The 14301-nt window shown below is 71.0% G+C and carries 12 protein-coding genes, 2 rRNA genes and 2 pseudogenes; 3 read left to right on the top strand and 13 right to left on the bottom strand.

The genetic code is table 11. The features are described 5' to 3' along the window. Positions 1-71: 71 nt before the first annotated feature. A pseudogene (locus QMK30_RS24540) lies at positions 72-816 on the bottom strand (hypothetical protein). A gap of 349 nt (positions 817-1165) precedes the next feature. Beyond that, positions 1166-2887 carry a DNA repair protein RecN gene (gene recN / locus QMK30_RS24545; RefSeq protein ID WP_283520491.1) on the bottom strand — a complete coding sequence of 574 codons (1722 nt, stop codon included), beginning with the start codon at positions 2885-2887 and terminating at the stop codon, positions 1166-1168. A gap of 185 nt (positions 2888-3072) precedes the next feature. Here recN and QMK30_RS24550 point away from each other — a divergent pair, with 185 nt between their 5' ends. Beyond that, positions 3073-3759: an FtsX-like permease family protein gene (locus QMK30_RS24550; RefSeq protein WP_283520480.1), complete on the top strand. Its 687-nt coding sequence runs from the start codon at positions 3073-3075 to the stop codon at positions 3757-3759. Positions 3760-3818: 59 nt separating this feature from the next. Here QMK30_RS24550 and QMK30_RS24555 read toward each other — a convergent pair whose 3' ends face one another. Genes QMK30_RS24555 through QMK30_RS24565 form a run of 3 tightly spaced genes read right to left on the bottom strand, consistent with a single transcriptional unit; the run spans position 3819 to position 5927 of the window. Further along, positions 3819-4748, bottom strand: a complete 930-nt coding sequence (locus tag QMK30_RS24555; protein WP_283520481.1) for an NAD kinase — start codon at positions 4746-4748, stop codon at positions 3819-3821. Further along, complete coding sequence (locus QMK30_RS24560; RefSeq protein ID WP_283520482.1) at positions 4745-5560, bottom strand: TlyA family RNA methyltransferase; 816 nt, start codon at positions 5558-5560, stop codon at positions 4745-4747. Before QMK30_RS24560 ends, QMK30_RS24555 begins: the two co-directional genes overlap by 4 nt. A gap of 7 nt (positions 5561-5567) precedes the next feature. After that, positions 5568-5927, bottom strand: a complete 360-nt coding sequence (locus QMK30_RS24565; protein WP_283520483.1) for a hypothetical protein — start codon at positions 5925-5927, stop codon at positions 5568-5570. Positions 5928-5969: 42 nt separating this feature from the next. On the opposite strand from QMK30_RS24565, the gene QMK30_RS24570 reads away from it, so the two are divergent. Beyond that, complete coding sequence (locus QMK30_RS24570) at positions 5970-6317, top strand: SCP2 sterol-binding domain-containing protein (RefSeq protein WP_283520484.1); 348 nt, start codon at positions 5970-5972, stop codon at positions 6315-6317. 51 nt (positions 6318-6368) lie between these two features. On the opposite strand, the gene QMK30_RS24575 is transcribed toward QMK30_RS24570, so the two are convergent. The 4 genes from QMK30_RS24575 to QMK30_RS24590 all read right to left on the bottom strand — a co-directional run bounded on the left by QMK30_RS24575 (position 6369) and on the right by QMK30_RS24590 (position 10727). Then, positions 6369-7226 (bottom strand): ABC transporter ATP-binding protein, encoded by an 858-nt coding sequence (locus QMK30_RS24575; RefSeq protein WP_283520492.1) that lies wholly within the window; start codon positions 7224-7226, stop codon positions 6369-6371. A gap of 83 nt (positions 7227-7309) precedes the next feature. After that, a complete protein-coding gene (locus tag QMK30_RS24580; RefSeq protein WP_283520485.1) occupies positions 7310-8371 on the bottom strand; it encodes a FecCD family ABC transporter permease in 1062 nt (353 codons plus the stop codon). Beyond that, positions 8368-9423, bottom strand: coding sequence for a FecCD family ABC transporter permease (locus QMK30_RS24585; protein WP_283520486.1), 1056 nt, complete (start codon positions 9421-9423; stop codon positions 8368-8370). The genes QMK30_RS24580 and QMK30_RS24585 overlap by 4 nt, the downstream gene beginning before the upstream one ends. Positions 9424-9698: 275 nt before the next feature. Continuing rightward, positions 9699-10727 carry an HAD-IIA family hydrolase gene (locus QMK30_RS24590; RefSeq protein ID WP_283520487.1) on the bottom strand — a complete coding sequence of 343 codons (1029 nt, stop codon included), beginning with the start codon at positions 10725-10727 and terminating at the stop codon, positions 9699-9701. 73 nt (positions 10728-10800) lie between these two features. Here QMK30_RS24590 and QMK30_RS24595 point away from each other — a divergent pair, with 73 nt between their 5' ends. Then, a complete protein-coding gene (locus QMK30_RS24595; RefSeq protein WP_283520488.1) occupies positions 10801-12084 on the top strand; it encodes a DUF1015 domain-containing protein in 1284 nt (427 codons plus the stop codon). A gap of 79 nt (positions 12085-12163) precedes the next feature. Here the strand turns inward: QMK30_RS24595 and QMK30_RS24600 are convergent, their stop codons facing one another. The 4 genes and pseudogenes from QMK30_RS24600 to QMK30_RS24615 all read right to left on the bottom strand — a co-directional run. Next, positions 12164-12991: a tetratricopeptide repeat protein gene (locus tag QMK30_RS24600; RefSeq protein ID WP_283520493.1), complete on the bottom strand. Its 828-nt coding sequence runs from the start codon at positions 12989-12991 to the stop codon at positions 12164-12166. Between the two features lie 117 nt (positions 12992-13108). After that, positions 13109-13846: pseudogene (locus QMK30_RS24605) on the bottom strand (tetratricopeptide repeat protein); the annotation flags it as partial. A gap of 124 nt (positions 13847-13970) precedes the next feature. Then, positions 13971-14087: ribosomal RNA gene (gene rrf / locus QMK30_RS24610) — 5S ribosomal RNA — on the bottom strand. Positions 14088-14196: 109 nt separating this feature from the next. Next, positions 14197-14301: ribosomal RNA gene (locus tag QMK30_RS24615) — 23S ribosomal RNA — on the bottom strand; the annotation flags it as partial.

Below are 14301 nucleotides of genomic sequence, written 5' to 3' on the forward strand. Positions count from 1 at the left end.
GGAAGGACCGAATCCGTACCCGGAGCCGCAACGGCAGCACGGGGATCACTCACATGGGTGATCGTAGGGCGTCAGCGGTCGCCATGCGCCGCAGCCGCGATCAGCGCTGCCGCGTGGAAGGCGAGCCCGGCCCTGCCCCGGCCCGCGGCGATGGCGACACCGAGCGCCGCACCGAGCGCATGGGCGCCCGTGTCACCGAGCATGGTGCGCTGTTCGACGTCGTCTACCGCAACCGCCAAAGCGGCGCCCATCGGTGCCACCGCGAGCGCCCCTGCCCGTACCGCGCCCGAGCAGCCCCGGAACCCCCAGCGCGAGCACCCCGGCAACGGCCCGCCCCGGTCGTACATCAATGAGATTGACAAGGTGCGCGGTGCCCGCGATCACCACCCCCGCAAGGGCCTTGTCGACCGGCCGCTCCTTGACCAGCGCCCCGGCGACAAGCCCGGCGGCCCCGACCCCGAACAGCTTCACGGCGCCACTGGTCACCTCGCCGCGCCGCAACGCCCCCAGATGCGCCCGGAATCCACGCCGCCGATCCCCGGCCCCCACGAAGTCGTCGTAGGCCCCACAGGCCCCGGCACCCACCACGGCAACCACGACGGCGCCCCGCGCACGCACGGGAACATCCGCCAGGACCGCGCCCACCACACACCCGACAACAACAGCGGGACCGGCGCGGAGATCGACAACACGCCCGGCGAAATTCGTCCGCTCCCCCAGAGCGACTCCCCCGGGCGGCCACCGCCGCAGCGCACGACAGACACCGCGCGTCGCCCCCACCCCCAAGACGACTGCCCCACCATTCACCACTGCCATGCCCCAACCCTAACGACCTCGGAGGCGGAGTCGCAGGACGCCGGGAGCCCGCGCGCTATTGCCCCCGAGGTCGTAAGAGGCCGCATGCACCCCTGGGACTTCACCCACAGGAGCAGCGGATGAACCTGAGGAGACCCGTCGGCGGGAGGGTGCGGAACGCGGAGAGGGGTGGTGTTCGGGACGTAAAGCGTGATGTGTGGGCCTCCCCCGGGAGGGCTTTCGGTAACCCCGCAGGGCGGCTAAATCATGCAGTCCCGAACGCCGCCCCCGGAACGTCACGCACCCGCACCCACCACGCTCCACGCACCCGCACTGCAGCCCACTCCACGCATCCCGGCCGGCCAGAGACCTACGCGTCCGAACGAGCCGCAGCCAGCAACTCCTCAGCATGCGCCCGAGCCGTCTCCGAGTCCTCCTGGCCCGCCAGCATCCGCGACAGCTCCCGGACCCGGCCCTCACCCTCCAGCACGGTCACACCACTACGGGTCACCGAGCCGTCGCTCGTCTTCTCGACCAGCAACTGCCGGTCGGCGAAGGCAGCGACCTGCGGCAGGTGTGTCACAACGACGACCTGAGCGGACTTGGCGAGCTTGGCCAGCCGCCGCCCGACCTCGACCGCCGCCTTTCCACCGACGCCCGCGTCGACCTCGTCGAAGAGGTACGTAGGCACCGGGTCCGATCCGGCGAAGACGACCTCCACCGCGAGCATCACCCGCGACAGCTCACCGCCCGAGGCACCCTTGGCGATCGGCCGCGGCAGGGTGCCCGGATGCGGGGCGAGCAACAACTCGACCTCGTCCGCGCCGGCCGGGCCGTACGCGACGAGCCGGCCGCCCACCTCGATCCCGTTCTCCGGGTCCTCGGCCTGCTTGACGTCGATCGACACGCGGGCGTGCGGCATGGCGAGCGAGGCCAGTTCCTCCGTGACGGCGTCGGCGAACCGCTTGGCGGCCTCCGTACGGGCGTCGGTCAGGGCCTGTGCCAGCCCGGCCAGTTCGCCCCGCAGCACATCGCGTTCCGCCGCCAGCTCACCGATCCGGTCGTCGTCGCCCTCCAGGTCGGTGAGACGTGCGGCGCCCTCCTGGGCCCACTGCAGGACGGCGGCGACATCCTCGCCGTACTTGCGGGTGAGCTGCGTGAGGGCCGCCCGACGCTCCTCCACCGCGGACAGCCGCAGCGGGTCGGCGTCGAGGTCGTCCGCGTATCCGGCCAGCTCTCCCGCGACATCGCCCAGCAGGATGCCGATCTCGCCGATGCGTTCGGCGAGGACGGCGAGCGCAGGATCGTGGGAGCGTACGGCGTCCAGGGCCCGGTGCGCCCCGGCGACCAGCACGGTCGCGTCGATGTCCTCGGCGTCCTCGGGGTTGCCGGCCAACGCGGCGTGCGCGACGGTCGCGGCCGAGGCCAGCGCCTCGGCGTGGCCCAGCCGTTCGGCCTCGGCGGCGAGTTCGACATCCTCGCCGGCCAGCGGCTCGACGCCGTTGATCTCATCGAGGCCGAAGCGCAGCAGATCGGCTTCCTGGGCGCGCTCACGCGCACGGGTGGTCAACTCCTCCAGCTCCCCCGAGACGGACCGGAGGCGAAGGTGGGCCGCCGTGTACTTGACGTGCGGCACCGCGACGGCGTCGCCCGCGTACCGGTCGAGCGCCTGCCGCTGCCGGGCGGGTCGCAGCAGTCCCTGCTGGTCGGTCTGTCCGTGTACGGCGACGAGGTCATCGGCCAGTTCGGCCAGCAGCCCCACCGGCACGGAACGCCCGCCGAGGTGGGCGCGCGAGCGCCCCTCCGCCGATACGGTCCTGCTGACCAGTAGGGCCCCGTCGTCGAGTTCGGCGCCGGCCTCCCTGGCCCGCACTGCGGCAGGCGCGTCGGCGGGCATGGTGATCCGCCCCTCGACCACCGCGGCCTTGGCTCCCACCCGCACCAGGGCGGGATCGGCACGCCCGCCGAGCAGCAGCCCGAGGCTGGTGACGACCATGGTCTTGCCCGCGCCGGTCTCGCCGGTCACCGCCGTGAACCCCGGTGACAGCTCGACGACAGCATCGTCGATAACGCCCAGCGACCGTATCCGCATCTCCTCCAACACGGACACGACCTTACGAGGTCTGGCGCCCGGTGTGCGACGGCCCCCGCTCCCTCACCCTCCAGGAACTCCCCAGGAGCGCCTCGGTGCCGCTCCGGCTGGTACGGAAAACCCCACCCCGAGTCCGGGTGGTCACCCCATGGTGCCCGCATCCGCCACCCGGCACTCTGAATCCCATGAGTACGGGATTGGCGCGATCGGCCCTGCGTGGACGCCGCCCCGCCTTCGTCGGCACGGCGGTGGCCGCGCTGTTCGCGGCGACCGTGGTGGGCGCGTCGACGACCATGCTGACGGTGACGACCGCCGACTGCGTCTCGGTCGGCGTGAGCGACATGGTGACCGTCCTGCTGATCGGATCCATCTACATGTCGATTTTTGTCGTCGTGTCGACGATGGGCACGGCCGTGATCCAGCAGCATCGCGAGCTCGCACCGGTCCGCTCGATCGGGGCCCGGCCGCGGCAGGTCCACCGGGCCGTGGCCGTTCAAGCCCTGGCCGCGTCGCTGCCCGCGTCGCTGCCCGCAGCGGTCACCGGCTGTGCGCTGGGCCCGCCCTGGTTCGACGGGATGCGGAGCCACGGGCTGATACCACCCCAGGTGGACCTCCACTTCAGCTGGGTCGCGCTGCCGGTCTGCCTCGTGGTCGCCGTGCTGACCTCCACTGCCGCCGCGCTGCTGGCCTCGCTGCGCCGCTCGCTGCTGCGCCCCGCCAAGGCGCTCGACGAGGCCTCGGCGGGCCGCCGCGGCCTCGGCCTGCTCGGGCCCCACTCGGCCTGCCGGCCGTCACGGGCGGGGTGCTGCTGTCCGTCCTGCTGTCCAAGCAGCCGCCGGGAGAGGCCGCCGAAGGAGCCTTCCTCGTACTGACCGACTCAGCTCCACGCGGACCAACTCCGCGCAGACTCGGTTCAGCGCTCCGCCCGGACTCAGTTCGGCGCGCCGCGCCAGCCCGCCACGGGCAGGGCGAACTTGGCGACCAGCCGGTCGGTGAAGGACGCGTGGTGCAGTCGTGCCAGCCGTACGGGCACGGCGCCCCGCCGGACCTCCACCCGCGCCCCGGCGGGCAGTTCGACGGTCCTGCGCCCGTCGCACCACAGCACCCCGTGCGGCGTGTGGGGCTGCACCTCGACGGCGAGCACCGAGTCCGGCGAGGTCACCAGGGGCTTGGCGAACAGCGCATGGGCGCTGATCGGCACCATGAGGAGAGCCTCCACCTCCGGCCAGACCACGGGCCCGCCGGCCGAGAAGGCGTACGCCGTGGAGCCGGTCGGGGTGGCGCAGACGATGCCGTCACAGCCGAAGCCGGTCACCGGACGGCCGTCGATCTCCAGGACGACCTCCAGCATCCGCTCGGGCGAGACCTTCTGCACGGCGGCCTCGTTGAGCGCCCAGTCGGTGTGCACGACAGTGCCGTTGTTGTGCACGATGACGTCGAGAGTCATGCGCTCCTCGACCTCGTACGCGCACGTGACGACCCGGTCGACCACCTTGTCGAGGTCGTCGCGCTCGGCCTCCGCGAGGAAGCCGACCCGGCCGAGGTTGACGCCGAGCATCGGCACCCCGGAGGCGCGGGCGAACTCGGCGCCACGCAGCAGTGTCCCGTCCCCGCCCAGGACAACGAGCAGTTCGCAGCCGTCGAGGACGTCGGGCGAAGCCTCCGCCACCAGCTCGACGGACGGTGGCAGCGGCAGATCGGCCGCCTCCGCGGCGAGCACGCGCACGCCGATTCCGCTGCGCAGCAGTCCCTGTACGACCAGTTCGGCGCTGCGGATCGCCGCTGGGCGACCGGTGTGCGCCAGCAGGAAGACGGTCCGCGCCGTATCCGATGCTTCTGTTCCAGCTGTCGTCGTTGTCAACGCGGCCCCTCCGCCACTGCACGGTCAACGTCCGCCGGGTCCAGTTCGGGAGCCCCGGCCCGGAGCCAAAGAAAGTACTCGACATTTCCCGAGGGCCCCGGCAACGGGCTCGCGGTCACACCCCGTACGCCGAGGCCGAGTGCCCATGCCCGCCGCGCCACGGCCCGTACGGTCTCCGCACGCAGCTCGGTGCTGCGCACGACTCCACCACTGCCCAGGCGTTCCTTGCCCACCTCGAACTGAGGCTTGACCATCAGGACAAGGTCGGCGTCCGGAGCCGCGCATTGCACGAGCGCCGGAAGCACCAGCCCCAAAGGGATGAAGGACAAGTCGCCGACAATGATGTCCGCCGCCTCCCCGTCGATCATCTCCAGAGTCATTTCCCGCACATTGGTACGGTCCTTGACGGTCACGCGTTCATCGGACTGCAGGGACCAGGCGAGCTGCCCGTAGCCGACGTCGACCGCGAGGACATGTCCGGCCCCGGCCCGCAGCAGCACATCGGTGAAGCCGCCGGTCGACGCCCCGGCGTCCAGCGCCCGCCGCCCCTCGACCTTCAGCCCCAGCGGAGTGAACGCCGCCAGCGCGCCGGCCAGCTTGTGCCCGCCGCGCGAGACGTAGTCGGGGTCGTTGTCGTCGTTGAGCACCAGGACCGCGGCACTCGTCTCGACCTGTGTGGCGGCCTTGGTCGCGGTGGTGCCGGCCACCTTCACCCGCCCTGCGGCGATCAGCTGGCTCGCGTGCTCCCGTGAGCGTGCGAGATTCCGGCGGACCAGCTCGGCGTCGAGGCGGCGTCGCGCGACTCCTGCCACGTTCGGTTCAGCTCCTGTTTTCGTACGGGGAAGGGGGCGCCGGTGGTCCCGGGCGTGCGTCGAGCGCGGTCAGCGCATCACGCAGCCCCCCGTGTACATCCTCGTACACCTCGATGTGTCCGTCCGACGGGAGGTGGTCCGCATCGGCCAGCCGCTCCAGGTGCGCGTCCACCTCGGCGCGCCCGGTGGGGGTGCGCGCCACCCCGATGGGCGCCGGACCGGCCGGTGCGACGCCCGGACCCGCGGCGGTCCCATCGGCAGCCGGCGAACCCGCGGGCTCCCGGGGCGCGGCCCCAGGGGTGTCCCGCCCCTCTGCGAACCCCTGAGCCCCGGAGTCGGCCCCCTGACCCGCCATCGCGTCGTTCATGCCACGACGCTACCCCGAAGCGCTGGGGTACCGTCGATCTCCATGGCGACGACGGAGGAGTGCCACAGCGCGCTCGGCAAACTCTCGGACAAGCTGGCTGGGGCCGACGACGGTGCGCGTGGCGCCGTGGCGCTCGACCGGTCGTTGAGCTGCCACATCACCGATCTCGACGTCTCCTTCACCGGCCGCCTGACGGCCGGCCGGATCGAGGTCGCCGAGACCCTGGACGGGCGCCCGCCCGAGCGCGCCGAGATCCGGCTCGCCATGACCGGCGACGATCTGGTCGCACTGGTCGGCGGCGAGCTGAACTTCGCGAAGGCCTGGGCCACCGGCCGGATCAAGCTGGAGGCTGGCTTCCGTGACCTGATGCGCCTCAGAAAGCTCCTGTAGCGGCCAAAGCCGTCAGGTCAGGAAGCTGCGGTAGCGGCCGAGGCCGTCAGGTCAGGAAGCTCCTGCAGTGACCGAGGCCGTCGCGGTCCCGGCCGAGGCCTTTCCCGTAGGCGCCTTCGCCGTACGCGTCTTGCGCGACGCCGGCACCACCAGCGGCGTCCCGGTCTCCGGATCGTCGATCACCTGGCAGCGCAGTCCGAAGACCCGCTCGACCAGCTCTGCGGTGACCACCTCGGCGGGCGGCCCCTGCGCGACGATCTCGCCCTCCCGCATGGCGATCAGGTGCGTGGCGTAGCGCGCGGCGTGATTCAGGTCGTGCAGTACGGCGACGAGTGTGCGCCCCTGCGTCTCGTGCAGTTCCGCGCACAGATCCAGTACGTCGATCTGGTGCTGGACGTCGAGGAAGGTCGTGGGCTCGTCGAGCAGCAGCAGCGGTGTCTGCTGGGCGAGGGCCATCGCGATCCAGACGCGCTGCCGCTGGCCGCCGGACAGCTCGTCGACGTAACGCTCGGCCAGATCGGCGACGCCCGTCGATTCCATCGCCTCCCCGACGATCCGCTCGTCATCGGGCGACCACTGCCGCAGCAGCCCCTGGTGCGGGTAGCGGCCGCGCGCCACCAGGTCGGCGACCGTGATCCCGTCCGGCGCGATCGAGGACTGTGGCAGCAGCCCCAGTGTCTTGGCCACCTTCTTCGCCGGCATGGAGCCGATGACGTTGCCGTCCAGCAGCACCCGGCCCTGGGACGGCTTGAGCATCCGCGACAGGGCGCGCAGCAACGTCGACTTGCCGCAGGCGTTCGGCCCGACGATGACGGTGAAGGAGTTGTCGGGTATCTCGACGGAGAGGTTTTCCGTGATGACCCGCTGGTCGTAGCCGAGGGTCACCGATTCCGCGGTGAGGCGCTGCACTGGCATGCTCCTGGAGTTCTGCACAGCCGAACCGGCCGAAAGGACCGAGGCAGTCGGAAGAGTCGAGTCGGTCGGTCGCGAGGTCATATGCGCCCCGCCTTGCGTTCGGTGACCAGCAGCCACAGCAGATAGCAGCCACCGAGCACCCCGGTCACCACACCCACCGGCAGTTGGCTGTCCCCGAAGGCCTGCTGGGCCACCCAGTCGGCGACCACCAGCAGGGCGGCGCCCATACAGGCCGCGGCCCCGACATTGGGCCCGGGTGAGCCCGTCACCCGGCGGGCGAGCTGGGGCGCGCTGAGCGCCACGAAGGCGATGGGGCCCGAGGCGGCCGTTGCCACGGCGATGAGCATGACGGCGGAGAGCATCAGTACCAGGCGGCTGCGCTCGACACTCACCCCGAGCGCGTACGCCGAGTCGTCGCCCATCTCCAGCATGCGCAGCGCGCGCCCGTGCCCCAGGACCAGCGGCAGCAGGATCAGGCACCCGGCCAGCAACGGCCAGGCCTGCTCCCAGCCCCGGCCGTCGAGCGAGCCGGTCATCCAGACCGTGGCCCGCGTCGCATCGACCAGGGCGGCCTTGGTGAGCAGATAGTGGTTGAACGCCGTGAGCATGGCGGCCGCGCCGATGCCGACGAGCACCAGCCGGTAGCCCTGCACACCCCGCTTCCACGCGAGGAAGTAGACCGCGACACCGGTCAGCAGACAGCCGATGAGCGCGCCGCCCGCCACAGCCACGGCCCCGCCCTTGAACACGACGATCACGGTGAGCGCGCCGACCGTCGCACCTTGGCCGAAGCCGATCACATCGGGGCTGCCCAGCGGGTTGCGGGACAGGGACTGGAAGACCGCGCCCGATACTCCGAGCGCCACACCGACCAGCAGGGCGACGACGACCCGCGGCATCCGCAGGTCGGTCACGATGAATTCCTGCGCGGCGGTGCCGTTGCCGAGCAGGGTGCGTACGACGTCGGCGGCCGACATCGGGAAGTCGCCACTGCCGATGAGGACGATGCCCACCCCGAGCGCCACCGCGGCGAGCAGCGGCATCGCGAGGAGCGCCCGCGGGTCGAGCCGGACGGAGAACCCGCCGGGGGTGCGTATCGCGCGGGGTCCTGGGGGCCTTCCCCGGGAGAGAACGCTCACAGCTGGGCCATCTTCCGGCGGCGTACAAGGTGGATGAAGACCGGCCCGCCGACGAGCGCGGTCACGATGCCGACCTGCAGCTCGGCGGGGCGGGTGACGACGCGGCCGATGACGTCCGAGCCCAGCAGCAGGACGGGCGCGAGCACCGCCGCGTACGGCAGGATCCAGCGGATGTCGGGTCCCGTGATGGCGCGGACGAGGTGCGGCACCATCAGCCCGACGAAGATGATCGGCCCGCAGGCGGCGGTCGCCGCGCCGCAGAGCAGGGTGACGGAGAGCATGGCCAGTACGCGGGTACGGGTCAGGTGCGCGCCCAGTGAGCGCGCGGCGTCGTCGCCCATCTCCATGGCGTTCAGCGGCCGGGCGATCAGCAGCGCGAGCAGCACACCGGCGCCGATGAACGGCCAGACCTTGTCGATGACCTCCATGTTCGCGGAGGCCAGCGAGCCGACCGTCCAGAAGCGGAGCCGGTCGAGGGCCGCGGAGTCCAGCAGCTGTACGGCGTTGACATAGCCGTAGAGCACGGCCGTCGCGGCCGTGCCCGCGAGGGCGAGCCGTACCGGTGTCGCCCCCCGGCTGCCCCCCAGGACGTACACCAGGACCGAGACGGCCCCGGCGCCCAGGAACGCGAACCACACGTAGCCGGTCAGCGAGGTGATCCCGAGGAAGCTGATGGCGGAGACAACGGCGGCCGAGGCGCCCGCGCTCACACCGAGCAGCCCCGGCTCGGCGAGCGGGTTGCGGGTGAGCGCCTGCATGACCGCGCCGGAGAGCCCGAGCGCCGCGCCGACGAGCACGCCCAGGACGGTACGGGGCACCCGCACGTCCAGGACGATCACATCGTTGCCGGTGCCCGAGGCATCGAACAGCGCATGCCATACGTCGTCCAACGGGACCGGCTTGGCACCGATGGCGATACTCGCGATCACCACGAGCGCGAGTACGCCGAGCGAGAGAAGCAACCCGCCGGACCGCAGGGCACGACGCTTGTGGGGCGCAGAGTCCTGCTCGGTCTGCGCCCCGCTCTGTTCGGGGGGACTGTCGATCAACACCCAGTTAGGTTAGCCTACCCTCGCATTGCGGGTGCTCCCCGATCACAGCGGGTGCGCGCTCCGGATACGTGCCAGTGCCGCGGCAGGTGCCGTTTGCCCGTCAAGGTGCGGCGCCCGGTGCGTGCTCTCGGCGTGCCGGCCGGAAGTCCTCGTACTGGACGTACCTGGGCTTTCGGCCGGTGCGGCGAAGGGGGTCCCTCCCCGTTCGAGCGAAGCCGAGAACTCGGGGGCGCGTGCCGGGCGTCGCGACAGGGCAGATGTTGCCTGGCGCGGCACTAGAGACCCAGCCGGTCCAAGGCCTTCGCGGGATCCAGTGCGCAGGCCCCGCCGCCTGCCTGCGTCCAGGCTGCGGCGCACAGCGCCCGCAGCCCGTCCAGCGCGTCACCCTCACCATCGACCATCAGCGCGTCACCCTGCACGGAGGCGGTCCACCCACCACAGCTGAACCCGCCGTCGGCCTCGGCGACCTCGGGCTGCCCGGTCAGCAGGCCCCGCAGATCCGCGTCCACGTACGTCGGCCGGTACTTCGGCTCGGCGCCCAGCAGCAGCGCCGCGTCCGTCACTCCGGTCAGTACGAGCAACGAGTCGACGCCCCCCGCGTTCGCGCCCTCGATGTCCGTGTCCAGCCGGTCCCCGACGACCAGCGGCCGCTCGGCGCCGGTCCGCAGCACCGTCTCCCGGTGCATCGGCGGCAGCGGCTTGCCCGCCACCTGAGGCTCGGCGCCCGTGGCGATCCGTACGACCTCCACCGCCGCGCCGTTGCCCGGCGCGATCCCCCGAGCACTGGGGATCGTCAGATCGGTATTGGACGCGAACCACGGCATGCCCCGCGCGATGGCGTAAGAAGCCTCCGCGAACCGGCTCCACGGCAGGTCGGGCCCGCCGTAGCCCTGCGCCACGGCGACCGGGTCGTCGTCCGCCGACTCCACCGGTTCCAGGCCCCGTTCGCGCAGCGCGACCCGCAGCCCCTCGCCGCCGATGACCAACACCCTTGCCCCGGCCGGTACCTGATCGGCGATCAGCCGGGCCACGGCCTGCGCCGACGTGATCACATCGGCCGCCTCGGCCGGCACCCCGAGCTCCGTCAGGTGCTGCGCCACGGCGTCGGGCGTCCGCAGTGCGTTGTTGGTCACATAGGCGAGATGCATTCCGGCGTCCCTGGCCGCGCCGAGCGCCTCGACGGCGTGGACGATCGCCTCGCCGCCCGCATACACCACTCCGTCCAGATCCAGCAGAGCCGTGTCGTACGCCTCCCCCAGCACTCGCGCGCTCGCGTCGGGACAGGTCCTGATCTGCTGGCTCATTCTGGTCTCGCTCCTCAGTCGGTGCCTCTCCCCCGATCATCGCGCATCGGGGTACCCCACTTACGATGCATCAATGAGTACCCATGGTGGGCCAGAGAAGGACCACGGCCTGCGCCTGGTCCCCTTCCGCGGACTGCGATACGTCCCCAAGCAGGTCGGCAGTCTGGCCGCGGTGACGTCGCCGCCTTACGACGTCGTCGTACGGCCGGACGGCCTCCACCATCTGGAATCGGCCGATCCTCACAACATCGTCCGGCTGATCCTCCCGCAGGCGGCCACCCCGGCGGATCGCAACGGGCAGGCGGCCGACACTCTGAGCCGCTGGCTGGGCGAAGGCGTGCTGGCCCCCGATCCGGAACCCGCTCTGTACGTGTACGAACAGAGCAAGGGCGACCTCCTCCAGCGCGGTCTCATCGGCGCTCTCGCCCTGTCCGACCCTGCCGACGGCGTGGTCCTCCCGCACGAGGACGTCATGCCGCACGTGGTCGCGGACCGGGCCGGTCTGATGCGGGCCACCGCCGCCAACCTCGAACCGCTCCTGCTGACCTACCGGAGCGATGGCGACGACAGCGGCGCGACGGCCGTCATCGACCGCACGATCCGACGCGCCCCGCTCCTGTCCACCACTACGGAGGACGGTTTCAGTCACCGCCTGTGGTCCGTCACGGACCCTGTAGAACTGGAAGCGGTCTCCACCGACCTGTCCAGCCGCCAGGCCCTGATCGCCGACGGACACCACCGCTGGGCGACCTGCCTGCGCCTCAGGTCGGAGCAGTCCGCGCCGGGCCCCTGGGACTACAGCCTGGTCCTTCTCGTCGATACGGCGAGCTACCCGCTCCAGGTCCGCGCCATCCATCGCCTGCTGCACCGGCTTCCCGTGGCCCACGCGCTGGCTGCGCTGGCCGGCACGTTCCGCGTCCGCGAAGTCCCCGGCCCGCTTCAGCACGCCATGGACGCGCTCGCCGCGGCGGCCACCGTCGGCAACGCGTTCCTCCTCGCGGGGGACGGCGCGTTTCACCTCGTGGACCGCCCCGACGAGGCCCTGCTCGCCCGTACGGTCCCCACGGACCGTCCCGCGGCCTGGCGCACCCTCGACGCGACGGTCCTGCACGCCACGCTGCTGGACCACCTGTGGTCGATCCCGGACGCCCCCGAGGACATCGGCTACATCCACGCCACAGAGGCGGCCGTCGAGCAGGCGGAGCGGCACGGAGGTACGGCTGTCCTCATGCATCCGGTACGCGAGGAAGTCGTCCGGGACCTCGCGCGCCAGGGCGTCATGATGCCCCGCAAGTCCACGTCCTTCGGCCCCAAGCCGGCCTCCGGCCTGGTCCTGCGCAGCCTCGATCTGAGCTGACCGAGGCGGAAACACGAAAGGGCGGCACCCCCGTGGGGGTGCCGCCCTTCATACGTGCCACGCGCGCTTGGCGGTGGGATCAGTCCTTGTCGCCCTCAACAGGCTCCACGAACAACGTGCCCGCGATCCCGGGCGCAGCCTTGGGCTCCGCCTCAACCTGAACCTCGGCGTCGGTGTCGTCTTCGGCGTCGACATCATCGGCCGAGGCAGCCGGAACAGCCGCGTCCACGCCTGCGGCAGAGTCGACTTCGATCTCGTCCGTGTCCGTGTCGTCCGTGTCCGCCTCGTCGCCGAGCGCGTCCACGAACTCCACGCCGTCAAGCGCGGCGAGCCGGTCCGAAGCGTCCGTCGAGCCGTCCTTGTCGGCCTCGGCTGACTTGCCGAACCACTCGCGTGCCTCGGCCTCACGGCCTGCGGTCAGCAGCGCGTCGGCGTACGCGTACCGCAGTCGCGCGGTCCACGGCTGTACGGAGTTCGACGCCAGCTCGGGACCCTGCAGCGTCACGATGGCCGCATCGATCTGCCCCATGTCACGGCGTGCACCGGCCGCGACCATGCGCATCTCGACCTGGCCCGCCTTGTCGAGCTTCTTCACCTCGGGCTCACCGGCCATCGCCATCGCCCGCTCGGGCCGGCCGAGACCGCGCTCGCAGTCCGCCATGACGGGCCACAGCTCGACGCTGCCGGTCATACGACGGGCCGCACGGAACTCCGCGAGAGCTTCCGTATACCGCTGCGTCGCATAGGCCGCGAAGCCCGCGGCCTCACGCACCGCCGCCACACGCGAGGCGAGGCGCAGGGCAATACGCGAGTACTCGTAGGCCTCCTCGGGCTCCTCGTCGATGAGGTTGGCGACCATGACGAGGTTCTTGGCGACATCCTCGGCAAGCGTCTTCGGCAGGCTCATGAGCTCCTGGCGAACGTCCTTGTCGATCTCGCGCCCCGTGACGTCCTCGGGGATGGGAAGCCGCTTGATGGGCTCGCGATCCCGGTCGTCACGCTGGAAGCCACCACGCTCCCGATCGTCCCGACGCGGCCCACGGTCGTCCCGCCGGTCGTCACGACGCTCGAAGCCGCCACCGCGGTTGTCATCGCGGCGGGGTGCACTGGACGGACGGTCGTCACGGTGCTGGAACCCACCACCACTGCCACCGGTCGGACGGTCGTCACGGCGGGGAGGACCACTCGGGCGGTCGTCACGACGCTGGAAGCCGCCACCACCGCTGCTCGGGCGGTCGTCACGACGCTCGAAGCCGCCGCCACTGGGACGACCACCACGGTCATCACGACGCGGCGCACCACGGTCATCATCACGACGCGGACCACTCGACGGACGATCATCACGACGCTGGAAACCACCGCTGCCACCGCTGGGACGGTCATCACGACGCGGACCACTCGACGGACGGTCGTCACGACGCTCGAAGCCGCCGCCACTGGGACGACCACCACGGTCATCACGACGCGGCGCACCACGGTCATCATCACGACGCGGACCACTCGACGGACGATCATCACGACGCTGAAAACCGCCACTGCCACCGCTGGTGCTGGGACGCGTGCCACGGTTGTCGTCGCGGCGTGGGGCGCCACGGTCGTCGCGCGCGCCACCAGTGGGACGGTCGCCCCGACGGGAGCCACCGCGATCATCGTCCCGGCGCGGCCCACGGTCGTCACGACCGCCGCGGAAACCGCCCCTGTCTTCGCCGTCCCGGCGGCGCGAGTCGCGCTCCGGACGATCGTCGGGGGTGTTGGTGGACATCGGTATGGCTCCTGTCTTGGGGTAACGCAGTCATTCTCGCGCAGCCGGCCATCGGACGCGCTTTGGGAAAACAAAAAGGACCCTTGGTCCAGCGTGGACGCTGGACCAAGGGTCCTGAAAGATTGTTCGGCGGTGTCCTACTCTCCCACAGGGTCCCCCCTGCAGTACCATCGGCGCTGAAAGGCTTAGCTTCCGGGTTCGAAATGTAACCGGGCGTTTCCCTAACGCTATGACCACCGAAACCCTATCGGGTTCTAGCGAACAAGCACACTCTTCAATTAAGTAAGTGGATCTGTTCAACCGGTGCGACTGTTCGCAACCCGGGAACAACACAGTGGACGCGAGCAACTGAGGACAAGCCCTCGGCCTATTAGTACCAGTCAGCTCCACCCGTTACCGGGCTTCCACATCTGGCCTATCAACCCAGTCGTCTACTGGGAGCCTTAACCACTCAA

Source organism: Streptomyces sp. H27-C3 (genome assembly GCF_030063415.1).
In the GTDB taxonomy this organism is placed as follows: domain Bacteria; phylum Actinomycetota; class Actinomycetes; order Streptomycetales; family Streptomycetaceae; genus Streptomyces.